This window comes from Nonomuraea sp. NPDC049028, from assembly GCF_043197735.1.
GTDB lineage: Bacteria > Actinomycetota > Actinomycetes > Streptosporangiales > Streptosporangiaceae > Nonomuraea.
This window is the reverse complement of sequence record NZ_JBICTR010000004.1, coordinates 382998-404743: the sequence shown is the minus strand read 5'-3', so window position 1 is coordinate 404743 and position 21746 is coordinate 382998. Positions and strand designations below refer to the sequence as shown.

The window sequence follows — 21746 nt, the reverse complement described above, 5'->3', positions numbered from 1 at the left end:
CCCGGGGAGAATCACATGGCATACCTTTGGCGCAAGCTCGGCTTCTACGCGGTGGCGCTGTGGGCCGCGCTCACGATCAACTTCCTCATCCCGCGCCTGATCAGGGGCAACCCGGTCGACATCATCCTGTCGCGCTTCCAGAGCAGGCAGCCCCCGCCGCCGGAGTTCCGCAAGACCCTGGAAGTCATGTTCGGGGTGAGCGACGACCCGCTCTGGGTCCAGTACTTCGCCTACCTCCGCCAGCTGGCCACCGGGAACCTCGGCACCTCCGTCACCTACTACCCCGCCCCGGTGGGCACCGTGATCGGCCAGGCGATGCCGTGGACGCTCGGGCTGGTGTCGATAGCGCTGCTGATCACGGTCGGGCTCGGCGTCGGCCTGGGCATGGTGGCCGGGTGGCGGCGGGGGAGCTGGCTGGACGGGCTGATCCCGACCACGACGTTCCTGGCCGCGATCCCGTACTTCTGGCTGGCCCTGCTGCTGCTGTTCTTCCTCGGGGCCGGGCTCGGCTGGTTCCCGCTGAACGGAGCCTACGACTACGCCCACGTACGCATGGGCTTCACCGGCGACTTCATCGGCAGCGTGCTCTATCACGGCGCGTTGCCCGCGCTCACGCTGGTGATCTCCGGCATCGCGGGCTGGCTGCTCGGCATGCGCAACATGATGGTCTCGACCATGGCCGAGGACTACGTGGTCATGGCGCAGGCCAAGGGGTTACGGCCGCGCCGGGTGATGGTCGCGTACGCGGCCCGCAACGCCGTCCTGCCCAGCGTGACCGGGTTCGCGATCACGCTGGGCTTCTTCGTCGGCGGCCAGGTCGCCACCGAGGTCGTCTTCTCCTACCCGGGCGTGGGGTTCGCGCTGCTGCAGGCCGTCGGCAGCGCCGACTACCCGCTCATGCAGGGCCTCTTCCTGATCATCTCGGTGGCCGTGCTGGCCGCCAACCTCCTGGTCGATCTGCTGTACGGGCTGATCGACCCCCGAGTGCGGAAGGCGGGCTGAGGCAGTGACCGCTGTTGTGACCCTGGCCGCTCCCCGGGACCGGGTGCTCGGCCTGCCCCGATCGGGCAAGCTCGTCGCCGGACTGGTGATCGTCGGCTTCTTCGCCCTGCTCGCCATCGCCGGTCCCATCCTGGCCGGAGACCCCGAGGCCCTGGTGGCCGGGCGGCTCGAACCGCCGTCGGCGGAGCACTGGCTCGGCTCGACCGACACCGGGCAGAGTGTGCTGGCCCAGCTGATGCACGCCACGCGCGGGTCGATGCTGATCGGCGTGATCGCCGGGGTGCTGGGCACGGTGGGCTCGCTGCTCATCGGCGTCGTCGGCGGCTATTTCGGCGGCTGGGTGGACGAGGCGTTCTCCCTGCTCAGCAACGTCGCCCTGGTCATCCCCACGCTGCCGCTGCTGATCCTGGTCGCCGACTACGTCGAGGACAGCGGCCCGTTCACCTACGCCCTGATCATCTCGATGATCAGCTGGGCGGGCCCCGCGCGGGTCATCCGCTCCCAGGTCATGTCGCTGCGCAACCGCGACTACGTGGACGCGGCCAGGGTGAGCGGCGAGCCCGGCTGGCGGATCATGGTCTTCCAGATCCTGCCGAACCTCGTCCCCGTCATCGCCTCCGGCTTCGTCTGGGCGATCATCGGCGCCATCCTCACCGAGTCGGGACTGTCCGCGCTCGGCCTGGGCGGCGGCGCGGTCACCTCCTGGGGCGGGATGCTCTACTTCGCCCAGAACGGCTCCGCGCTCTCCATGGGCGCCTGGTGGTGGTTCGTACCGCCGGGGGTGTTCATCGCCGCGCTCGGCACCGGGCTCTCACTGATCAACTTCAGCATCGACGAGCTGATGAACCCGCGACTGCGAAAGGCGGCCGCATGAACGACACCGTCCCGTCGGTACGCGACATGAACGACCGCGACATGAACGACACCGTCCTGTCCGTACGCGACCTGAGTGTGGCCTATGGGCAGACCCGCGCGGTCCGCGGCGTGAGCTTCGAGCTGGGCCGCGGCCAGGTGCTCGGCATCGCGGGCGAGAGCGGCTGCGGCAAGTCGACCCTGGCGTACGCGGTCAACCGGCTGCTGCAGCCACCCGGCCGGACCACCTCCGGCGAGGTCGTCTTCCACCCCAAGGACGGCGACCCCATCGACGTGCTGGCCCTGGAGGGCGAGGAACTGCGGCGCTTCCGGTGGCGGCGGGTGGCCATGGTCTTCCAAAGCGCCATGAACGCCCTCAATCCCGTGCTCAGCGTCCGGCGCCAGCTCCACGACGTGTTCACCACCCATGAGCCGTCGATGTCCAGGCGCGAGCGGGAGGAGCGCTCCCGTGAGCTCCTGGAACTGGTCGGCATCGATCCGGGACGCATCGGCGCCTACCCGCACGAACTGTCGGGCGGCATGCGCCAGCGGGTGCTGATCGCGATGGCGATGGCGCTCAACCCCGACGTGGTCGTCCTGGACGAGCCCACGACGGCGCTGGACGTGGTGGTGCAGCGCGACATCCTGGAGGAGATCGACCGGCTGCGGGAGATGTTCGGCTTCGCCGTCGTCTTCATCACCCACGATCTGTCGCTGCTGCTGGAGATCAGCGATCATCTCGCGATCATGTACGGCGGCCGCATCGTCGAGTACGGCACCAGCAAGGACACCCTCATCCAGCCCCGCCACCCGTACACGGTCGGCCTGCTCAACTCCTTCCCCAGCCTGCGCGGCGAACGCCAGGCGCTGCACGGCATCCCCGGCAGCCCGCCCGACCTGTCGAAGGAGCTGGCGGGCTGCTCGTTCGCGCCCCGCTGCCCGTACGCGTTCGAGGGCTGCCACACCCACGAGCCCGAGCTGGACTCGATCCAGGACTCGCTGGTGGCCTGCCTCCAGTACGACCGCAGGCTGCACCCCGCCCGCCCCGACCGGCGCCTGCGGGAACGCCGCTTCGACCACGCCGACCATGAGGTGATCTCATGACCTCGATGACGGTCAGCCACCTGAGCAAGACCTTCAGGCTGTCCAGGAAGGAGCACCTCCGGGCGGTCGACGACGTCTCCTTCGAGCTGCGCTCCGGCGAGACCACCGCGCTGGTGGGGGAGAGCGGCAGCGGCAAGTCCACGATCGCCCGCATGCTGGCCAGGCTCGCCAAGCCCACCTCGGGCGAGATCCGGTTGGAGACCTCGAACTACCGCAAAGACGTACAGATGGTCTTCCAGGACCCGTTCGCGTCGCTCAACCCGGCCCACACGATCGGCTACCACCTCCGCCGCCCCCTGGAGATCCACAAGACACCGGGCACGGCCGAGGAACTGCTGGAGCGGGTCAACCTGCCCGCCGCCTACGCCCGCAGGTATCCGCACGAGCTGTCCGGCGGCCAGCGGCAGCGGGTGGCCATCGCCCGCGCGCTGGCACCGCGCCCCAAGGTACTGCTGGCCGACGAGCCGGTCTCGATGCTGGACGTGTCGATCAGGCTGGAGATCCTCAACCTGATCGACCGGCTCAAGCGGGAGGAGGAGCTGGCCGTCCTCTATGTCACGCACGACCTGGCAACCGCGCGCTACTTCGCCCGCGACATCATGGTCATGTACCGGGGGCAGATCGTCGAGCGCGGCCCGGCCGACGACGTCATCCTCGCGCCGCGGCACCCGTACACCCGGCTGCTGGCCGAGGCCGCCCCCGACCCCTGGGCGGCGCACGAGGACGGGCGGCCCGCCCGGCAGGAGCGCAGGAGCGGCCCGCCCGTCGCCGATGGGTGCCTGTTCCGCAACCGCTGCCCGTACGCCGCCGACGCGTGCGCCGGCCAGATCCCCACCTACGGCGAGGAGCACCGCGTCCGATGCGTCCTGGGGGAGGGGGAGCCCGCGGCGTGAGGCGTCCTGGGCGGCGGCGAGCCCGCGGCGCGAGGCGTCAGCTCGAGACCACGTCGCTTTGGGCAGGTATCAGCTTGAGACCACGTCGCTCTGGGCCAGGATGCGCAGGTGTTCCAGCAGTTCGCCGCTGGTCTCGGCGAGCGGCTGGATGCAGACGTGGTCCGCGCCGGCGTCGAGGTGGGCCCGTACCCGCTCGATGATCGTCTCCGGGTCGCCCCAGGCCACGATGGCGTCGACCAGGGCGTCGCTGCCGCCGTCGGCGAAGTCCTTGTCGTCCCAGCCCAGCTCGCGCAGGTTGTTGGCGTAGTTGGGCAGCGCGAGGTAGTGCTTCGTGAAACCGCGGGCGGTCCGCCGGGCCCGCTCCGGGTCGGTGTCGAGCAGGACCGTCTGCTCCGGCGCCAGCACCGGATCGGGGCCGAGGACCGCGCGGGCGCGCGCGGTGTGCTCAGGGGTGACGAAATAGGGGTGCGCGCCCTGGGCACGCTTCGCGGCCAGATCCAGCATCTTGGGTCGTAGCGCGGCCAGCAGCCGCGGCGCCGGCTCCGGCAGGGGGCCGCCGTACTCCGACGCGTCCATGGCATCGAGGTACGCGCGCATCGCGGACACCGGCTTGCTGTAGTCGTGGCCTCGCGCCGACACCAAGGGCGCGTGGCTCACGCCGAGACCGAGCACGAACCGGCCGTCGTACGCCTCCGCGAGGGCGTTGGCCCCGGTCGCAATGGCGGTGGCGTCCCGGGCCCAGATGTTGGCGATGCCGGTGGCGATCATCATCTGCCGCGTCCCGCTCAACAGGATCGCCGAATGGACCAGCGCCTCCTTGGCCTTCGGCCCTTCACCCACCCACAGGGTCCCGTAGCCCAGGCTCTCGATCTCGGCGGCCGCGTCGCGCTCGAATGAGGCCGATTCGCCGCCCAGTGTGCTGTTCCAGACCCCTACTCGGCCCATGCGCCGCTTCAGCGCCGCGACATCAATCGTCGTATCGGGCATCACAACTCCCCGCCTCGTCGTCAGAGTGGATCTCACGATACGTAACGGATCATCGGGGCAGGTTAATGCCCGATTCACGGGTTGCCGTATTTCGGCGGTCCGCGGCGTGCCTGAACCCGGGTGCCGTGGGAGCCGTACCTTCTGACGACTGTCTGGAGCGGAAAGCCCTGTTGCCTGCAGGCGTCAGCAGGACCTGGCGCCTTTCTGGACAGGACCTGGCGTCTTCTAGATGGGCAGGCGATGGCACACGGCACCAAGCGCGGCGACACGGTGGACGGGACGATCGGCGGTGATCCCCGGCTGGTCGGCGGCCATCGCATCATCCGCCGGCTCGGTGCGGGCGGGATGGGCGTGGTCTACCTCGCCGAGGGCGGGGCGCGGACGCTGGTGGCGATCAAGGTCATTCACCGGCACCTCGCCGGCGACCCGGAGTTCCGCCGGCGCTTCCGCCGCGAGGTCGCCACCGCGCAGCGGGTCGCCCGCTTCTCCACGGCTCCCGTGCTCGAGGCCGATCTGGACGGCGACCTGGCCTATGTGGTGACCGAGTACGTGCCGGGGCCGACGCTGTACAGCGCGGTCAAGGAGTGGGGCCCGATGGTGGGCTCGGAGCTCGAAGGGCTCGCCATGAGCATGGCGGTCGCGCTGGGGGCGATCCACGCGGCGGGCGTCGTTCACCGGGACCTCAAACCGTCCAACGTGCTGCTGTCCCCTGCGGGCCCGAAGGTCATCGACTTCGGCCTCGCCTTCGCGGCCGACTCCACCACACTCTCCGTCACCAGGATGGGCACGCCGGCGTACATGTCTCCGGAGCAGGTACGGGGGCTGCCGCTCGCGACGGCCTCCGACGTCTTCGCCTGGGGCGGGGTCGTGGTCTTCGCGGCCTGCGGGCAGCCGCCGTTCGGCTACGGGGCGGGGCACGAGGTGCTCTACCGGGTGGTCCACGACGATCCCGTACTGCCCAAGCTGGAGGGGGTTCTCGGGGACCTGGTGCCGAGGGCGCTGAGCAAGGACCCGGCGGCGCGGCCCACGGCGGCGGAGCTCGTGGACGCGTTCGCCGAAGGCCCGACGAGACGCCTCCCGCCCACCGCCGTCCCGCCCACCGCCGTCCCGCCCACCGCCGTCCCGGCTCCGACCCCGGCCGACATGCTCGCGACCGAACCCCGCCTCGGCGCCGCACGACCACCTGCCCCCGCGCGTGAGGCTCCGGTCGGCGCGCCCGACCCCGAGCCTCCGAGCACGCCATCCGGAGCAGGGGCCGAGCCGCCGGACGGCGATTCTAGGAGCCAGCCGACCACCCCTGAGTCAGGCGGCGGCGTAGGTGCCAGGGCGGGCAAGGACCAGCGACGACGCCGCAGGGCCACATCGCGACGGCGGGTGTCGAGACGACGGTGGGTGTGGGGCGCCGCCGCCCTCGCCCTGGTGACGGCGGGAGCCGTCTTCACCTCCCTGGCGATCACCCACCGAGACCCGTTGCTTCCCGGCCTGGCCGCGCGGCCCGCCGGAAACCCCGACGTGGCGCAGGACGCGGGCACGCGGTGGCGGAAACTCCCCGGCCAGAACCCCCTGCGCGCCGCCGGCGTCCGCTTCTACGTGCAGCCGGACACCGACGCGGCCCGACAGGCGCGGACCTGGTCGGCACAGGGCAGAACAGCCGACGCCGCGCTGATGCGGGCCCTGTCGGAGGTCCCCCAGGCCATCTGGCTCAGCGGCGGCTCGCCCGCCGACATCTCCCGTACGGTCCGCGAAACGGTCACCCAGGCGGACCGGCAGGGGACGGTGCCGGTGTTCGTCACCAACAACATCCCGGGACGTGACTGCTGGAACGGCGGCGCCCCGAACACCGGCACCTACCGCACCTGGATCGACGCCGTGGCCGAGGGCATCGGAAACCGGCCCGCCGTCGTCGCCCTGGAGCCCAGCGCCCTGGCCCGGCTGCCCGGCAGCACGGAGTGCCCGCAGGGCGGGGAGACCGCCGCCGTCCAGCGGTACGCCGACCTCTCGTACGCCGTGGAGACCCTCACCGGCCTGGCCGGCACCGCCGTCTACCTCGACGGCGGGCTGGCGGGGTGGCCGGCGTTCACGCAGATCGCCGACCGGCTGGTCAACGCGGGGGCGGTCCGCGCCGACGGCTTCTACGTCAACGCGGTCGGTTACCGCCCGACCGCCCGCTCGCTCGCGTACGCCGCGCAGCTGTCCAGATGTGTCTACCTGAGGGCGGCGTCGCGGACGGCCTCGTGCGCCGACGCGGCCCTCGCCGCCGTGCCGGACGACACGCCCGGCCTGCCGCACTTCGTCGTCGACACCAGCCGGAACGGTACGGGCGAGTGGCAACCGCCGGCCGGGCGGTTCCCGGCACCGGACGAATGGTGCAACCCTCCGGGCAGGGGCGCGGGAGCCCGGCCGACCGCCGACACCGGCAGCCCACTGGCCGACGCGTCGCTGTGGCTCAACAGCCCGGGATTCTCCAACGGCCAGTGCACACGGGGCACCTCGGGACCCGCGGATCCGGCGTACGGCATCGTCACCCCGGCCGCCGGCCAGTGGTGGCCCGACCAGGCCCTTGAGCGGGCACGGAACGCGGTCCCGCCGCTGCCGGCCGGTGCCCCATAGTGGCGGCCACCCTGCCGTACCCGCTGCGAGCGGCCGCTCGGCTGCCCCCACAGCGGGCGGCCGCTCGACCGTCCCCACAGCGGGTGGCCGCTCTGCCGCCCCCACAACAGGGAGTCATAGACTCGCTGCCGGTCGGCGGCCTGAGCCGAGAAACAGCACGTCAGAGTGGTACGGGTGGCACCTGAATCCGCGATCCACGGATTACGAGGGCGCTCATCGGGCAGATGGGGCGGGGAAGAGTTACGGGCGGCACCCCGAATGCCTTACGGTCTGCTGGTCACTACTCTAAGTTTCGCAACGGTGCGTGCTCCGGGAGGTGGCCGCGATCGGGAAGGTGGCATGGGTGACGGTCGGTGCTGAAACGCAGATCACGGATCTGACCATCAACGATCATGCCTGCCTGACGTTCGGGGAGCATGAGGAGTTGCTCGACCTCACCACCGCCTTCGTACGGGACGGACTGGCCGAGGGGCAGCGCGTCGTCTGGCTGGCAGAGGAGCCGGAGCGCAGCCTGGCGGAGCTGGGCCGGCGGGGAGTGGTCGCGCGGGAGGCAACGACGGCTGGGCGAATGATGGTCATGACCTGCAAAGACGGGCTGCTGGACGGGCAGGCGTTCACCGCGGAGCACGCCACGCGGTGGCTGCGCGATCAGATGGTACGCACGGCGCGCGAGGGTTACCCCGGACTGCGTGTGGCGCTCGACATGAGCTGGGCCTTAACGCCGGTGAGCGGCATCGAGCAGTTGCCGGCCTTCGAGGAGGAGATCGCGGCGACGCTGGCGCGCGGCGGCGCGGCGGTCCTGTGCCAGTATGACCGCGAACGCTTCGACCCGATCACCCTCGCCTCGGTCTCGGGCTATCACACCCATACGGTCGCCGCGGCCACCTATCATCACGACGCGCTGCTGCGTATCTGCCGCCAGTACGCCCCGCCGGGCATACGGCTGGCCGGGCAGCTCGACCGGTCGGCCGAAGACGCGCTCAGGCTGGCCTTGAGCGAAACGATCCGGGTCGATGACGACATCACGGTTAATATGGCCGAGCTCTCCTTCATCGACCTGTCCAGCGCTCGTATGATCATTGACGCCGTCCGCAGCCTGCCCACGCCTCGCAAAGCGACACTGCGCTGCAGCCCTGCCATCCACCCGCGATTCGCCCTGCTCGGCGCTTCCGCGGTGCCCGGACTCAGCTTGGTGGCCACTCATGATGGGTAACCGGCCACCTGACCGTCGGGCGTCGCCCTCCGGCGAGGTGGAGGGCCGGCGTCGTCTGGAGAGTCAGCGAGATGGGGAGGGGCCGGTCGAGTCGGCCGTACTCCTGGACCAGCCCTTCGACCGCGACTCGCTCTATGCGCTGCGGGCGACATTGGAGGCGCACGCGAGCCAGGCGGGGCTGCCCGAGGGCCGAACCTCGGACGTGGTCCTCATCGGGCACGAGCTGGCCAGCAATGTCATCCTGCACGGCTCCGGGAGCGGATGGGTACGCTTGGAGGTCGCGGACGGCATGCTGCGCTGTGAGGTCGTCGACAGCGGCGCCGCTCACCCGGAGCAGGGGACTCCTGGATGGCCGTACCAGTTCGGGCACGGGCTGTGGATGGCCCGCTTCCTCAGCGACTTCCACACCGTGAGGCATGGCCCCGGCGGCACCGTCGTCACCGTGGGTTTCGCGCTGCCCAGTCCGCTCCGCCCGGCCTTCAAGCTGACCCGCCAATCCCAGAACGGCCGTACCACACTGAGCCTGGTGGGCGACCTCGACCAGCGGACGGCTCCGGACGTCATCGCCACCGTCGAGGACCTGATCTCGACGACCAAGCCCCTCCGGCTGGTCCTGGACCTGAGCGGCATGACGTTCTGGGATTCCACCGGCATCACCGCCCTCGTCACCTCACAGGAGCACGTCGCCGCCGCTCCGGGCGCGACCATGGCCCTGGCCGGGCTCTCGACGGAGCACCAGGGACGCCTTGACTCCCTCGGATTCGTCTCCTTCACCTACGACGACACCAGCCACTAGAGCGGCGCCCGCAACGGGTTCTGGGGCATCTTTGTCACCATGCCTGGACGAAGGGGTCCTGCTCGCCGGGCACCACCTGGGTGTGACCGGTTTCGAGGTCGAGGCGCAGCAGTTGCGAGCGGGCGCCGCCGCACGGAGGCAGTCCGGCCAGCGGCGACCGGTCCATCTCCGCTGCCTCCCGGTCGACGCCGACCAGCACGTTGTGGCCGGTCGGGTCGAGCGCCAGCGATTGGATGTGGCCGCAGTCCAAGTCCAGGACCTTCCTGACCAACCGCGTCCCCTCATGCAGGACGAGCGTGCGAGTCGGCCAGCCGAGCGCGCGCAGTTGCCGCCCGCCTGGCAGGGGAAGGAGCGGACGGGTGTACTCGTGCTCGGCCGGCGCGGCGACCTCCCCGATCGCGCCCGTGCCCACGTCGATCGTGGCCACGGCGCCGGCCGGGACGCTGTGGCCGGGGAGCACGAGGATCCGGGCGTCCAGCCACTGGAGGCCATAGCCGCTGACCGGCCATTCGCGTTCCAGGGTGCCCGCGAAGCTGGCTTTGTCGGTCATCCGCCCGTAGGCGATGCGGCCCTCGGCGGAGACGGCCAGACCGTTGACCATGCCTTCGAGGGTGGGGGTGAGCCGCTCGCCGACCGTGATCCGGCCGTCGCCGCCCATGGACAGCCGGTAGAGGCGGGAGTAGCGGCCGGACGGGCTGGTGAGCGCCGCCACGTAGTGGCCGGGTTCGGTGTCGCGGACGATGCGATCGTACTGAGCGTAGGTGGGCGTCGCCTGGGGCAGCAGGCTCACCGGCTCACCGGACTCCAGATCGAGCACGTACGGCCGGCCCACGCCGGCCAGCGCGTACCGCGGAGTGCCGTCGGCGTTGACCGGCAGCCCGATCAGCACGGCGGCCAGGAACGCGGCCAGTACGACGGCCGCCACCGCCAGCCCGGCGGCGCGCAACTCGGTCAGACGCGGCCGAATGCCCGCGATCCCGGCCAGCAGCACCATGGCGGCGGGGGAGAGCAGCCAGGCCAGGATCAGGCGCGCCGCCACGAAGGACGACGGCGGCACCTGCGCGTGCAGGCACTCCTGCCACATGAAGGGCAGGTCAGGAGACAACCGGTCCTCGGCCTCGTCCAGCGCGGCGGGGAGCAGAGCGACCACCAGTCCCAGCGTGACGGGGAGCAAGGAACTGCCCCGGCTCGCGTCGGGACCGCGCCGTGGCCGCGACCGGATTGCCCAGCACGCGGTCAGCGCCAGCAGTACGGGCTGGAGCCAGACGACCCAGTCACCGAGGACACCGGCCACCTGGGCCGCCGGAACGGGCTGGGGCCAGTCCATCGGCCCGGCACTGCTGCAGGTGACCATCACCGTTTCAGTGAGCAGTGGTACGACCAGCAGTTTCCACAGAGACAGCGCCACCGCTGCCGACCAGAAGAACTTCAATACGCGCATCGGGGGCTTTCCGCGCTCTGAGTAGGGGGCCGGAGTAGCCTAACGGCCTTACTTGTCATGTTGATCACCATTTGAAATGATCAGCGCCGTGGCGGGGCAGTTGAGGAGGTCAACAGGCTGGCTCCGGACTGCATCCAGTCATTGGCGATGTGGCGGCAGAAACCTCCGGCCGAAGGGAGCCTCGATGGCCCGGCTCCTGTCTCGAAGGTCCAGGCGTCTCGTGATAGCGCTCGTGACGGCGGCATTGGCCATCGAGGGACTCTCGGCCTGCGCCTACTCACCGTCGCGCACTCTCGATCCGTCCGATGGGAACGTGGCCAAGCGCAGGGATGCCGCCCGGCGTACTGTCGCGGCCCGGCTCGACCAGGCCAGACGCACCGCCGGCGTGACCAAGGAGATCAGCCGTCTGACCATCGACCGATGCAGGCGAGGTAACGACGACGCGATGAACACCGAGGACTTCCTGTCGATCTGCAGCCTCATCCAGCAACGGGCGTATGTCTGGGATGGAGAGGTGAACGGCTTCCTCGACCGGTTCCCCAAGTGCGACTACACCCCTATGAACAGGGACGACTGGCGAAAGCTGCGCGGGAAACCGGCCCCGGGAGACCCCGCGCGCACCTATGACGCCGGCGACCTGCCGGGTTTGGAGTGCGGCGCCGTGGAGATCGAATTCGCCACCTCCGCGACACGCAGCGGGACCTGGAAACGCTGAAGCCAGGCGCCATCATCATGGATCCCGACTCCGGCATCGACGACCCCTATCACTGGGTCGTCGAGGGGAAGCCATGGCTCGCCGAATGGCTCAAAATCCGCCGCAAGAACCGATTCCTGGTGGCTATGTCAACGATCGAGGACTACGCCGTCGACCCGCGCTGGACTCGAAGTCCCCTACCCATCCAATCCCATAGCCGGTGACTCGCTTCCCCGCCGGCTGAGTTGTCGAACCGCCCTCGCTTGCGAGGCCAGCACCGGGCTGCGATCTGGAGCACGCGGGCCTTGGACTTCCAGCCACGGGTCTTCCAACTCTTGGTCGGCGAATGAGAGTCGTGCCGGAGGTCGGGGTGGTCAGCCGGCGGCGGAGTCGCGGGTGCGGCCGTGGGCGTCGTGCGGGAGGTCGGCGTAGTGCCACTGGTGGTCGCGGGCGTGCCGGCACGCGGTCTCCAGGTCGCCGTCCTCGATCGTGGCCAGCAGGTCGGTGTGGTCGCGGACGATGTCGTGCAGGTCGACCTCGGTGGCGACCATTGTGACCGAGGTGCGTGCCTCGATCTGCAGGCCTTCCCATGAGAGTTTGAGCAGCTCGTTGTGCGCGGCTTCGACGATGCGCCGGTGGAAGGACACGCTGGACCGCGCCGACGCCTCGCCGTCACCGCTCTCGGCGGCGGCCCGCATCGCCGCCACGTCCGTACGCAGCGCCTCCACCGGCATGGTCCCGGCCAGCAGGGCGAGCCGGGTGGCCGTCTCCTCCAGCGCCGCCCGTACGACGTAGCTCTCGCGTAGCGTCTCCTGGACGAAGGGCCGGACGAAGGTGCCGCGGCGCGGCTGGGTCTCCACCAGTCGCATCACCTCAAGCTCGCGCAGCGCCTCGCGTACGGGCGCCTGACTGGTGCCGTAGGTCGCCGCGAGCCGGGTCTCCACCAGCCGCTCGCCGGGCCTGAACTGGCCGGACACGATCCTGCCGACCAGCGAGTCACGGATCTGCCGGGCCAGCGTGAGACGCGGCAGCTTGGAGGGCTCATCAGCCATGGAGTGATCCTACCGATTATCGATAGCCGTCTTGACTGAGGATGTCTCGATAATCAATTATCGATAATTACACACCGAGGGCTGGGAGGGCCGCGACATGGTGATCCAGGCGGTGCATATGCCGGAGTCCGCCGAGGCCGTGGTCGCCTGCTCGGCACGGGGTGGCTGGATCATGGGTGGCGGCACCGTCGTGATGCCGCTGGTCAACAGCGGGGCCGCGCCCGCGACCGAGCTGGTCAGCCTGCGCCGGGCGGGGCTGGACGGCGTCGAGGTACGCGACGGGGTGGCCAGGATCGGGGCGGCGGCCACCCTCGCCGCCGTCGGCGAACATCCCGGGCTCGCCTTCCTGCGCCCCGCGCTGCGGACGATCGCCTCTCCGACCATCCGCAACCAGGCCACCGTGGGTGGCAACCTGTTCGTCGCGCAGCCGTACGGCGATCTGGCCGTGTGCCTGCTCGCCCTCGACGCGACCTGCGAGATCGCCGGGCCGGACGGGCGGCGCGACGTGCCGGTGGCCGACATGCTGGGCTCCGGGGTCGGCTCGGGTGAGGTCGTCGTGGCGGTACGGGCCACGGTGCCCGAACCGGGCACCTGGTACTACCACAAGGCCATGCGCCGCCGCCTCAACTCGGCGGCGATCGTGACCGTCGCCTCTGTGACCCGTACCGCCGACGGCGCGGTCACCTCCGATGGCGTGGGGACCTCCGACGGCCTGGTCGCCTCCGATGGCGTGGTCACCTCCGCCACGATCGCGCTTGGCGGTGTCGCCCCGCGTCCGGTGCGTGCGGCGTCGGCCGAGCGCCTGCTGCGGGGGCGTCCGCTGACCCACGAGGTCCTCACCGAGGCGGGTGAGGCGGCCGCCCGTGGTGACATCGACCCCTTCGATGACGCTTACGCCAGTGCGTGGTACCGGAGGCGGGTGCTGCCCGTGCATCTGCGGCGCGCGTTCATCCCTCCCGTGGTGCGGTGACCGCGATGGTTCCCGGGTGGTTCGTGACACGACAGAAAGAGGTGGACCGTGCCGTCACAGATCGTCTCGCTCGTCGTCAACGGTGAGCAGCGGGAGTTCATCGCCGCGCCAGGGGCCACGCTGCTCGCGAGTCTGCGTGAGTCGCTGGGCCTCACCGCGGCCAAGCGCGGCTGTTCGCAGGGCGCCTGCGGTACCTGCACCGTCCTGGTCGACGGTCGGCCCGAGGTGGCCTGCCTGGTCGCGGTGGAGACCGTCGCCGGCCGCGAGGTCCGCACGCTGGAGGGGGTTGCCACCGGTGGTGAGCTGGACGAGGTGCAGAGCGCCTTCGTCGACTGCTTCGCCACTCAGTGCGGCTTCTGTACGGCCGGCATGATCATGGTCGCCGAGGCGCTGCTCGAACGGGATCCCGACCCGAGCGAGGAGGACGTCGTGGAGGCGATCTCGGGCAACGTCTGCCGGTGCACCGGATACCGGCCCATCGTGATCGCCATCCTGGAGGCGGCCAGGCGTCGGCGCGCCCAGCCCCAGCAAAAGGAGGAGGTGGTGGCACGATGACGGACCGGCTCGCCCCCGCGTACCGGCTCGCTCCCATCGACACCAGCACGTTCGCCGACGAGCGGGCCGCCGCGCGCACCGAGGTGGACGGTGGCGGCGATTTCACCGTGATCGGCTCGGTGGTCCAGCGGTCCGACGCGCGCGGCCACGTCACCGGCCGTACCGAGTTCTTCGAGGACGTGGCCCCGGCGCGGCTCGCCCACCTCAAGATGCACCGCTCCGACCGGCACCACGCCAGGATCCTGGACGTGGACCTGACCGAGGCCCTGGCCGTGCCCGGTGTCCTGCGGATCCTCACCCACGCCGACATCCCGAACAACCTCTACACCCCGCTCAAACTGATCGGCGTCGGACCCGATGACGAGCCCATCCTGGCCGTGGACAAGGTGCGCTACCTCGGCGAGCCCATCTGCGCCGTGGTCGCCGAGACCGAGGCGGCCGCGCTGGAGGGTGCGGCCAGGATCAGGGTCGCCTACGAGGACCTGCCGCCGGTCTTCGACGTCGAGGAGGCGTTGAAGGAGGGCGCGCCGCTGGTCAACGAGTACCACGGGCAGAACCACTTCATTTACGAGGGCCACCACTGCCGGCGGATCCGGTTCGGTGACGTGGAGGCGGCGTTCGCGCGGGCCGATCACGTCTTCGAGTGGCGCTACCAGTCCGCGCCGATCGAGCAGGCTCCCACCGAGACCACCGGGTGCGTCGTGGTCCCGCAGGCCGACGGGCGGCTGCGCATCCACTCCGACACCCAGGCGTGCTTCTTCACCCTGGACAACACCGCGCTGATCCTGGAGACGCCGTTCAACAAGCTACGCATCGTCGGGGGTACGGTCGGCGGCGGCTTCGGCGGCAAGGTGGACGTGGTGGTCGAGCCGGTCGCGTGCGTGGCCGCGATGGCGGCCGACCGGCCGGTCAAGTTCGTGTACGACCGGGCCGAGGAGATGCAGGTCTCCTCGCCGCGCGCGGCCGAGCGCATCTACATCAAGGACGCGGTGATGGCCGACGGCCGGATCATCGGCCGCAAGGTCACGCTGTACGTCGACGCCGGCGCGTACGCCCGCCACACCCCGTACGGCACCACCAAGGCCGCCGCGCACCTGCCCGGCCCCTACTCGATCCCGAACGTGTGGGCCGACTGCCATTGCGTCTTCACCAACCGCACGCCCTCCAGCGCCATGCGCGGGTTCGGCGTGACCATCGCCGACTTCGCGCTGGAGTCGCAGATGGACCGGATCGCCCGCGCGCTGGACCTGGACCCGCTGCGGCTGCGCCTGCTCAACGCCTACCGCGACGGGGACATCAAGGCCCACCGCAAGGTCGCCGAGGGTACGGCCCTGGTCGAGGTGATCCAGAAGGCGGCGGAGATGGCCGGGCACGAGCTGCCGGAGGCGTACCGCCGCATGTCCTCCACGACCCGAGACACGACCCGAGACACGACCCGAGAGGGGCTGTAGCGATGGCGCTGCTGCGCGGGCGCGGGTACGCGTCGGTCAACTACCCGACCGGTATGAACCTGGGCGGTGACCCCTCGCAGGCGCTGATCCATGCCACGACCACGGGCACGTTCGTGATCTCGCTGTCCTCGGTGGACCTGGGCCAGGGCATCAAGACGATCGCCGCCCAGTGCGCCGCCGAGACGCTCGGCCTGCCGATCGAGAACGTCCTCGTCGACACCGCCGACACCGACACCGGCCCGCACTGCATGGGTACCTTCGCCAGCCGCGGCACCCACCGCGTCGGCAACGCCGTCATCATGGCCGCCGCCGAGGCGCGCGGCGTGATGCTGGAGGTCGCCGCCGAGGAACTGGAGGTCGACGCCGCCGACCTGGAGACCGACGGCACCGGCTTCATCCGGCTCAAGGGCGCGGAGGAGAAGCGCATCCACATCACCGACCTGGCGCTGGCCGCGCACTTCAAGCACGGGCGGACGATCTCCGGCCGCGGCATCTACCTCAAGGAGCCGAGCGCGCCGGTGCCCGAGACGGGGGAGATGGACCCCGACTCCTGCCAGGCGCACGCGTGTACGGCCGCCGTCGTCGAGGTCGACGATGAGACCGGGGTGGTCGAGGTGCTGGAGCTGTACAACGCGTACGAGATCGGCCGGGCGCTCAACCCGGCCATGGCGACGCAGCAGGTGGAGGGCGGGGCCTGGATGGGCGTGTCGCACGCCCTGTTCGAGACCACCGAGCCTTATTACCCGTCGCGCGACCACGGGCCGCGCGACTTCGCCGGGTACCTGATGCCCGGCCCCGCCGACATTCCCGTACAGCACAGCCTGTTCCTCGAGCGCCCGGCCGGAAACGGCCCGTACGGCGCGAAGGGGATCGGCGAGATGACGGCGAACGCCCCGATCCCGGCCATCGCCAACGCGATCTTCGACGCCTGCGGCGTGCGCCTGGAGTCGATGCCGTTCACCCCCGAACGCGTCCTGCGCGGGCTCGACGCCCTGCGCCTGAAAGTGGAGGAATCATGCTGAAAGTAGTCTCCCTGCTCAAGCGGGCCGAGGGCCTGTCCCATGAGGAGTTCGCCAAGTGGGTGGTGGAGGACCACGTGGAGTTCGCCAAGAGGCTGCCCGGCCTGCGCAAGTACACGGTCAGCGTCACCACCGGCGACGGCGGGGCGTACGACTCGGTGAACGAGCTGTACTTCGACGACGAGGACGCCCGCGCCGCCGCGTTCGGCTCCGAGGACGGCAAGGCGGCCGCGGCCGACGCCGCCGCGCACACCTCCCAGCGCGTCCACCTGTTGACCACCGAGCACGCCCAGTTGTGACCGCCGCCGGGCTCTGGCGCGAGCCCGAGCTGGCCGCCGCGCTGGAGGGGGCGGGCTACTTCGCCGACGAGGGGCTGTGCACGGCCATCCACCTGGCGTTGCGGCTGGGCCGGCCGCTCCTGCTGGAGGGCGAGCCGGGCGTCGGCAAGACCGAGGTCGCCGCGGTGCTCTCTCGCGTCACCGGCCTGGACCTGATCCGCCTGCAGTGCTTCGAGGGGCTGGACTCCGGCCAGGCGCTGTACGAGTGGGACTACCCCAAGCAACTCCTCCAGGTCCGGGTGGCCGAGAGCCGCGGCCAGGACGTCGGCGACCTGTACAGAGAGGAGTTCCTGCTGCGCCGGCCGCTGCTGCGCGCCGTACAGGCCGAGCGGGGCGCGGTGCTGCTGATCGACGAGATCGACCGGGCCGACAGCGAGTTCGAGGCGTTCCTGCTGGAGTTCCTGGGCGACTTCCAGATCACGATCCCGGAGCTGGGCACGGTACGGGCGCGTACGCCGCCGATCGTCGTGCTGACCTCCAACCGCACGCGCGAGCTGCACGACGCGCTCAAGCGGCGCTGCCTCTACCACTGGATCGCCTTCCCCGAGCCGGACCGCGAACGGGCGATCCTGCGCGCGGCCGTCCCCGGGCTCGAGGAGCGGGCGGCGGAAGGGCTCGTACGGGCGGTGCAGCGCGTACGCCGGCTGCCGCTGCTCAAGCGGCCCGGCATCGCCGAGTCGGTGGAGTGGGCACGAGGCGCCCTGGCGCTGGCCGACGGCGGCAGCCCGTGGCCCGTGGCGCTGCGCCGGGCACTCGGCCTGCTGATCAAGGACGAGGAGGACACCCGGCTGCTCCTCGCGCACGCGGAGGAGGTGTTCGACGATGCCTGACCTGACCCCCGCCGCGGACCATCTCTGGGGGTTTCTCACCGCGTTGCGCGGCGCGGGCGTGCCCGCCGCGCCGACCAAGCGCGCGGACCTGCTCCGGTCGATCGCCGAGTCCCCGCCGCCCGACCTGACCACGCTGTACTGGTACGCCCGGATCACCCTGCTCCAGGACGTGGGCGACCTGCCCGCCTTCGACCGGGTCTTCAACGCCTGGTTCCGGCAGGGCGGACCCGGCGGGGAAGACCTGCCGCCCGAAGGCGACGACGGCGAGGCGCCGTCCCCCGGTGGACCCGGCGAGGACGACCCGCCACGTGAGGTACGGCCGGGCGACGGCATCGAGGCCAGCACCCTGAGCACCTACGGCACGCGCGAGTTCGGCCGGACCGGCGAACAGCGGCACGCGCTCATGCGCACGCTCGAAGCCGCCTGGCCCGCCGTACTGCCCGCCACGCCGTCACGGCGGCGCCGCCCGGCCCGGTCGGGGGACCGGCTGGACGTGCGGCACGCGTGGCGGCGCGCCCATCGCCACGACGGGGAGATCATCGAGCTGCGCCGCCTCGCCCGCCCACCGCGTCCGCGCCGCCTGCTGATCCTGGTGGACGTCTCCGGTTCACTGCGGCTGCACACCCCGGACCTGCTCCGCGTCGCGCACACCGCGCTGCGCGCGGCGCCGGCCCGTACGGAGGTGTTCACCTTCGGCACCCGGCTCACCCGGATCACCGCCGCGCTGTCGCACCCGCACGCCGATCAGGCGCTGCGGGCCGTGTCGGGGCTGGTCACGGACGCGGACGGCGGTACGGCGATCGGCGCGGCGCTGGCGCGTTTCCTGGGCAACCCGCGCTTCGCGGCGCTGGCCCGGGGCGCGCTCGTGATCGTGCTGTCCGACGGGCTCGAACGCGGCGACTGCGTCCCCATGGTGCGCGCCACGGCCCGTCTGTCGCGGCTCGGCCACCGGCTCGTCTGGTGGTCCCCGCTGGCCTGCTCACCGACCTACCGCCCCGCCACGCGCGCCATGGCCGCCCAGCTCCCGAGCCTGGACCACCTCGGCGGCGTACGCGATCTGCCCACCGCATTGGAGGAGGTACGCCGCCTCCCCGCCGTCCTGTCCGGCCCCCGCCACACTGCGGCGCGGCGCTGGTCCACCCCACGACCCATGGGAGCGTAAGTTTTGGACGGATTAGTTTTGGACGGAATAGTTTTGGCCGGAATCGTGGACGCGCATCACCACATCTGGCGGGCCGCCGACCTGCCCTGGCTCCAGGGGGAGATGGTGCCGCGCATCTTCGGCCCGTACGAGCCGATCCGCCGCGACTACCCCGCTTCCGAGTACGTCGGGGAGGCCACCGCCTGCGGCATCACCTCGGCGGTCTACGTCCAGGCCAACTGGGCGCTCGACCGCTCCGTGGACGAGGTGCGGTGGCTGCGTGACGTACACGCCGAGACCGGCTGGCCCACCGCCGTGGTGGGTTCGGCAGACCTGTTCGACGAGGGCGCGGCCGACGTGCTGCGCCGTCAGGCCGCCGTGACCTCGCTCGTGCGCGGCACTCGGCTGCAACTGCACTGGCACGAACGGCCGGAGTTCCGCTTCGCCGCCGCCCCCGACCGCATGAAGGATCCCGTCTTCCGGCGCAACATCGGCGTGCTCGCCGACCTGGGCTGGCTGTTCGAGCTGCAGGTGTTCCCCGCCCAGATGGCCGATGTCGCGGCCCTCGTGTCTGACTTCCCGGACGTGACGTTCGTGCTGGTCCACGCCGGTATGCCGGTGAGCGCCGAGCCGCCGGCCGTCGCGGAGTGGACCCGTGGCCTGAGGCTGCTGGCCGAGCGGCCCAATGTCGTGGTGAAGCTCACCGGCCAGGGCACCTTCGTGCACCGGGTGGACCGGTCGCTGATCGAGCGGGTGGCGGCCACGTGCCTGGAGCTGTTCGGCTCCGGGCGGTGCATGTGGGGCAGCAACTTCCCGATCGAGAAGCTCTGGACCGACCTGCCCACCCTGCTCTCTACCTGGCAGGACGTGCTCTCGGAGCGATCCGCCGAGGAGATCCGGGACGTGTTCGCCGCGACGGCCACCCGCGTCTACCGCCTCCACGACCCTGCGGTGGAGATCGCGTAACGTGCCTGAAAATCGGGATCTATCCCGTTAAGGTGCATGGGGTCCGTTCCGGCCGTCACAGGAGTCACTCCACTCATGCCGAATGCCGAACCGCTGCACCCCGGCGACCCCGAGGTGATCGCGGCCTACCGGATCGTCGGGCGTCTCGGTGAGGGCGGCCAGGGCATCGTCTACCTAGGTCAGGCCCCGGACGGTCGGCCGGTGGCCGTCAAGGTGCTGCGGCAGTCGGTCGGCGGCGACGACCGCTTCGCCAAGGAGATCGCCGCGGCCCGGCGCGTGGAGCCGTTCTGCATCGCCCAGGTGCTCGACGCGTCGATGGGCGGCCGTCCGTACATCGTCAGCGAGTACGTCGAAGGTCCCTCCCTGCACCAGGCGGGCCGCCATAGCGGCGGCGACCTGCAGCGCCTGGCGGTCAGCACGGCCACCGCGCTGGTCGCCATCCACCAGGCGGGCATCGTGCACCGCGACTTCAAGCCCGCCAACGTGCTGCTCGGCCGCGACGGGCCGCGCGTCGTCGACTTCGGCCTCGCCCGCGTCGCCGACTCCGCCGTCACCGTCACCAGCAGCGTCGTCGGGACGCCCGCGTACATGGCCCCCGAGCAGTTGGCGGGCGCGTACGTCGGCCCGGCGGCGGACGTCTTCGCCTGGGCTTCGGTCATGGTGTACGCGGCGACGGGCACGCCGCCGTTCGGCGAGGATTCGCTGCCCGCGGTCATCAACCGCATCCTGAGCCAGGAGCCCTTCCTGGGCGACCTGCCGGAGCCGCTGCGCTCGGTCGTGTACACCTGCCTGGCCAAGGACCCGGCCGCCCGCCCACAGATGCAGGACGTCCTGCTACGCCTGCTCGGCGGTGCCAACAGCGCCGGAAACCGGCACCTGCCGCCAGCGCCTCAGCACGCCCCGCCTGGCCCTGGGCACATTCCGCCCGGTCCGGGGTACGCCCCGCCAGGCCCTGGGTACGCCCCACCCGCTCCGGGGCACGTTCCGGCAGTTGGCGGTCAGCGTCCCGCGCGGCCGCGTCGTCGCTTTCCGCTGGTCGCTGGTGTCTCCGGAGTGGTAGCCGTGTGTCTGACGGCCGGCGTCGTCGTCTGGAAAGGCCCGCTGAACGGGGGCGCCGCTCTATCGGCTCTGGCCGCGAACTCCAGCGAGCCGTCCCCCTCCGCCACCACGACCAAGCACAAAAAGACCGCCGCGCCCAAGAAAACGCAGACCTCGCCGATCACTCCCAAGCCCACGCACTCGCCCTCCACCCCCGAGCCGTCGCAGGAGCGCACGCCCGTCCGCTCTACCCCCAAGAACACGCCCAAGAACACGCCGAGGCCTACGAACACACCCACGAACACGGCGACGAAGAAACCGACGACAACCCGACCGTCGCCGACCGCGACCAAGAAGACCAAGGCCGCCTCCTTCAGCCTCGCCTACGTGCGGGTCGCCGGCTCGTCGAAGATCAACGACGAGGGGATCACCTGCTACAGGGGCTCGCTGGGCTTCGGCATCGGCATTGACTCCTCGGAGATGGGCGCCCCGTTCTCCTACCAGTGGCTCGTCGACGGTCAGGTGATCGAGAGCGGCTCCAGGCGGATCCCGTCCTACGGCCGAAGCGACTATTTCGGGTCGAAGAAGCAGATCACCCCCGAGCTCGGTACCAAGCACACGGTCGTCTTCCGGCTCACCTCGCCGACACAGCGCACCAAGTCGACCTCGTGGACCATGTGCTGACCCACAGCCCCGAAAGGCGCGGCGACGTCACCGCTGGACAATTCAATTCTTGAGGAAGTTAATTACCAGTACAATCGGTTGCACACCCCAGCCCTCTCGGGAGGCACCAG

The 21746-nt window shown here is 70.8% G+C and carries 21 protein-coding genes; 18 read left to right on the top strand and 3 right to left on the bottom strand.

The genetic code is table 11. The annotated features are described in order from the left end of the window. Positions 1–15 precede the first annotated feature (15 nt). Genes ACGFJ2_RS17465 through ACGFJ2_RS17450 form a run of 4 tightly spaced genes read left to right on the top strand, consistent with a single transcriptional unit; the run spans position 16 to position 3851 of the window. Positions 16–1002, top strand: a complete 987-nt coding sequence (locus tag ACGFJ2_RS17465) for an ABC transporter permease (protein ID WP_358173603.1) — start codon at positions 16–18, stop codon at positions 1000–1002. Positions 1003–1006: 4 nt separating this feature from the next. Further along, positions 1007–1876, top strand: a complete 870-nt coding sequence (locus ACGFJ2_RS17460; protein ID WP_357952336.1) for an ABC transporter permease — start codon at positions 1007–1009, stop codon at positions 1874–1876. Then, on the top strand, positions 1873–2958 hold the full coding sequence (locus ACGFJ2_RS17455; protein WP_393469237.1) for an ABC transporter ATP-binding protein: 1086 nt from the start codon (positions 1873–1875) through the stop codon (positions 2956–2958). Before ACGFJ2_RS17460 ends, ACGFJ2_RS17455 begins: the two co-directional genes overlap by 4 nt. Beyond that, positions 2955–3851: an oligopeptide/dipeptide ABC transporter ATP-binding protein gene (locus ACGFJ2_RS17450; RefSeq protein ID WP_357952338.1), complete on the top strand. Its 897-nt coding sequence runs from the start codon at positions 2955–2957 to the stop codon at positions 3849–3851. Before ACGFJ2_RS17455 ends, ACGFJ2_RS17450 begins: the two co-directional genes overlap by 4 nt. 69 nt (positions 3852–3920) lie before the next feature. On the opposite strand, the gene ACGFJ2_RS17445 is transcribed toward ACGFJ2_RS17450, so the two are convergent. Continuing rightward, positions 3921–4838: an LLM class F420-dependent oxidoreductase gene (locus ACGFJ2_RS17445; RefSeq protein ID WP_358173597.1), complete on the bottom strand. Its 918-nt coding sequence runs from the start codon at positions 4836–4838 to the stop codon at positions 3921–3923. A gap of 240 nt (positions 4839–5078) precedes the next feature. On the opposite strand from ACGFJ2_RS17445, the gene ACGFJ2_RS17440 reads away from it, so the two are divergent. The 3 genes from ACGFJ2_RS17440 (at position 5079) to ACGFJ2_RS17430 (ending at position 9457) form a co-directional block, all read left to right on the top strand. Then, a complete protein-coding gene (locus tag ACGFJ2_RS17440) occupies positions 5079–7448 on the top strand; it encodes a glycoside hydrolase family 6 protein (RefSeq protein WP_393469233.1) in 2370 nt (789 codons plus the stop codon). Positions 7449–7764: 316 nt separating this feature from the next. Then, positions 7765–8661 carry an MEDS domain-containing protein gene (locus tag ACGFJ2_RS17435; RefSeq protein WP_357952341.1) on the top strand — a complete coding sequence of 299 codons (897 nt, stop codon included), beginning with the start codon at positions 7765–7767 and terminating at the stop codon, positions 8659–8661. Beyond that, positions 8651–9457 carry an ATP-binding protein gene (locus ACGFJ2_RS17430; protein WP_393469230.1) on the top strand — a complete coding sequence of 269 codons (807 nt, stop codon included), beginning with the start codon at positions 8651–8653 and terminating at the stop codon, positions 9455–9457. The genes ACGFJ2_RS17435 and ACGFJ2_RS17430 overlap by 11 nt, the downstream gene beginning before the upstream one ends. 34 nt (positions 9458–9491) lie before the next feature. Here the strand turns inward: ACGFJ2_RS17430 and ACGFJ2_RS17425 are convergent, their stop codons facing one another. Further along, a complete protein-coding gene (locus tag ACGFJ2_RS17425; RefSeq protein WP_393469227.1) occupies positions 9492–10898 on the bottom strand; it encodes a hypothetical protein in 1407 nt (468 codons plus the stop codon). 220 nt (positions 10899–11118) lie between these two features. On the opposite strand from ACGFJ2_RS17425, the gene ACGFJ2_RS17420 reads away from it, so the two are divergent. Both ACGFJ2_RS17420 and ACGFJ2_RS17415 read left to right on the top strand, forming a co-directional pair. Then, the gene (locus tag ACGFJ2_RS17420) at positions 11119–11613 is read left to right on the top strand and encodes a hypothetical protein (RefSeq protein ID WP_393469224.1); all 495 of its coding nucleotides are present in this window, start codon (positions 11119–11121) and stop codon (positions 11611–11613) included. 17 nt (positions 11614–11630) lie between these two features. After that, a complete protein-coding gene (locus tag ACGFJ2_RS17415; protein WP_393469221.1) occupies positions 11631–11816 on the top strand; it encodes a hypothetical protein in 186 nt (61 codons plus the stop codon). 150 nt (positions 11817–11966) lie between these two features. Here the strand turns inward: ACGFJ2_RS17415 and ACGFJ2_RS17410 are convergent, their stop codons facing one another. Beyond that, the gene (locus ACGFJ2_RS17410; RefSeq protein ID WP_393469218.1) at positions 11967–12644 is read right to left on the bottom strand and encodes a GntR family transcriptional regulator; all 678 of its coding nucleotides are present in this window, start codon (positions 12642–12644) and stop codon (positions 11967–11969) included. 97 nt (positions 12645–12741) lie between these two features. On the opposite strand from ACGFJ2_RS17410, the gene ACGFJ2_RS17405 reads away from it, so the two are divergent. From ACGFJ2_RS17405 to ACGFJ2_RS17365, 9 genes are all read left to right on the top strand, one after another. Continuing rightward, positions 12742–13614 (top strand): FAD binding domain-containing protein, encoded by an 873-nt coding sequence (locus ACGFJ2_RS17405; RefSeq protein ID WP_393469215.1) that lies wholly within the window; start codon positions 12742–12744, stop codon positions 13612–13614. A gap of 48 nt (positions 13615–13662) precedes the next feature. Then, positions 13663–14169, top strand: coding sequence for a (2Fe-2S)-binding protein (locus ACGFJ2_RS17400; protein ID WP_358173564.1), 507 nt, complete (start codon positions 13663–13665; stop codon positions 14167–14169). Continuing rightward, positions 14166–15620: a xanthine dehydrogenase family protein molybdopterin-binding subunit gene (locus ACGFJ2_RS17395; RefSeq protein ID WP_393469212.1), complete on the top strand. Its 1455-nt coding sequence runs from the start codon at positions 14166–14168 to the stop codon at positions 15618–15620. Before ACGFJ2_RS17400 ends, ACGFJ2_RS17395 begins: the two co-directional genes overlap by 4 nt. Positions 15621–15622: 2 nt before the next feature. Then, positions 15623–16642: a xanthine dehydrogenase family protein molybdopterin-binding subunit gene (locus tag ACGFJ2_RS17390; RefSeq protein WP_393469209.1), complete on the top strand. Its 1020-nt coding sequence runs from the start codon at positions 15623–15625 to the stop codon at positions 16640–16642. Further along, positions 16636–16938 carry an EthD family reductase gene (locus tag ACGFJ2_RS17385; RefSeq protein WP_225295367.1) on the top strand — a complete coding sequence of 101 codons (303 nt, stop codon included), beginning with the start codon at positions 16636–16638 and terminating at the stop codon, positions 16936–16938. Before ACGFJ2_RS17390 ends, ACGFJ2_RS17385 begins: the two co-directional genes overlap by 7 nt. Beyond that, positions 16935–17807 (top strand): MoxR family ATPase, encoded by an 873-nt coding sequence (locus ACGFJ2_RS17380; RefSeq protein ID WP_358173556.1) that lies wholly within the window; start codon positions 16935–16937, stop codon positions 17805–17807. The genes ACGFJ2_RS17385 and ACGFJ2_RS17380 overlap by 4 nt, the downstream gene beginning before the upstream one ends. Then, a complete protein-coding gene (locus tag ACGFJ2_RS17375; protein ID WP_393469205.1) occupies positions 17800–18969 on the top strand; it encodes a VWA domain-containing protein in 1170 nt (389 codons plus the stop codon). The genes ACGFJ2_RS17380 and ACGFJ2_RS17375 overlap by 8 nt, the downstream gene beginning before the upstream one ends. Before the next feature lie 33 nt (positions 18970–19002). Further along, positions 19003–19914 carry an amidohydrolase family protein gene (locus ACGFJ2_RS17370; RefSeq protein WP_393469202.1) on the top strand — a complete coding sequence of 304 codons (912 nt, stop codon included), beginning with the start codon at positions 19003–19005 and terminating at the stop codon, positions 19912–19914. A gap of 75 nt (positions 19915–19989) precedes the next feature. Next, positions 19990–21636, top strand: a complete 1647-nt coding sequence (locus ACGFJ2_RS17365; protein ID WP_393469199.1) for a protein kinase — start codon at positions 19990–19992, stop codon at positions 21634–21636. Positions 21637–21746 lie beyond the last annotated feature (110 nt).

Coding starts and splice junctions, on each gene's coding strand:
- ACGFJ2_RS17465 (WP_358173603.1), top strand. CDS start 16: ATGGCATACCTTTGGCGCAAGCTCGGCTTCTACGCGGTGGCGCTGTGG.
- ACGFJ2_RS17455 (WP_393469237.1), top strand. CDS start 1,873: ATGAACGACACCGTCCCGTCGGTACGCGACATGAACGACCGCGACATG.
- ACGFJ2_RS17450 (WP_357952338.1), top strand. CDS start 2,955: ATGACCTCGATGACGGTCAGCCACCTGAGCAAGACCTTCAGGCTGTCC.
- ACGFJ2_RS17445 (WP_358173597.1), bottom strand. CDS start 4,838: ATGCCCGATACGACGATTGATGTCGCGGCGCTGAAGCGGCGCATGGGC.
- ACGFJ2_RS17440 (WP_393469233.1), top strand. CDS start 5,079: ATGGCACACGGCACCAAGCGCGGCGACACGGTGGACGGGACGATCGGC.
- ACGFJ2_RS17430 (WP_393469230.1), top strand. CDS start 8,651: ATGATGGGTAACCGGCCACCTGACCGTCGGGCGTCGCCCTCCGGCGAG.
- ACGFJ2_RS17425 (WP_393469227.1), bottom strand. CDS start 10,898: ATGCGCGTATTGAAGTTCTTCTGGTCGGCAGCGGTGGCGCTGTCTCTG.
- ACGFJ2_RS17415 (WP_393469221.1), top strand. CDS start 11,631: ATGGATCCCGACTCCGGCATCGACGACCCCTATCACTGGGTCGTCGAG.
- ACGFJ2_RS17410 (WP_393469218.1), bottom strand. CDS start 12,644: ATGGCTGATGAGCCCTCCAAGCTGCCGCGTCTCACGCTGGCCCGGCAG.
- ACGFJ2_RS17405 (WP_393469215.1), top strand. CDS start 12,742: ATGGTGATCCAGGCGGTGCATATGCCGGAGTCCGCCGAGGCCGTGGTC.
- ACGFJ2_RS17395 (WP_393469212.1), top strand. CDS start 14,166: ATGACGGACCGGCTCGCCCCCGCGTACCGGCTCGCTCCCATCGACACC.
- ACGFJ2_RS17390 (WP_393469209.1), top strand. CDS start 15,623: ATGGCGCTGCTGCGCGGGCGCGGGTACGCGTCGGTCAACTACCCGACC.
- ACGFJ2_RS17385 (WP_225295367.1), top strand. CDS start 16,636: ATGCTGAAAGTAGTCTCCCTGCTCAAGCGGGCCGAGGGCCTGTCCCAT.
- ACGFJ2_RS17375 (WP_393469205.1), top strand. CDS start 17,800: ATGCCTGACCTGACCCCCGCCGCGGACCATCTCTGGGGGTTTCTCACC.
- ACGFJ2_RS17365 (WP_393469199.1), top strand. CDS start 19,990: ATGCCGAATGCCGAACCGCTGCACCCCGGCGACCCCGAGGTGATCGCG.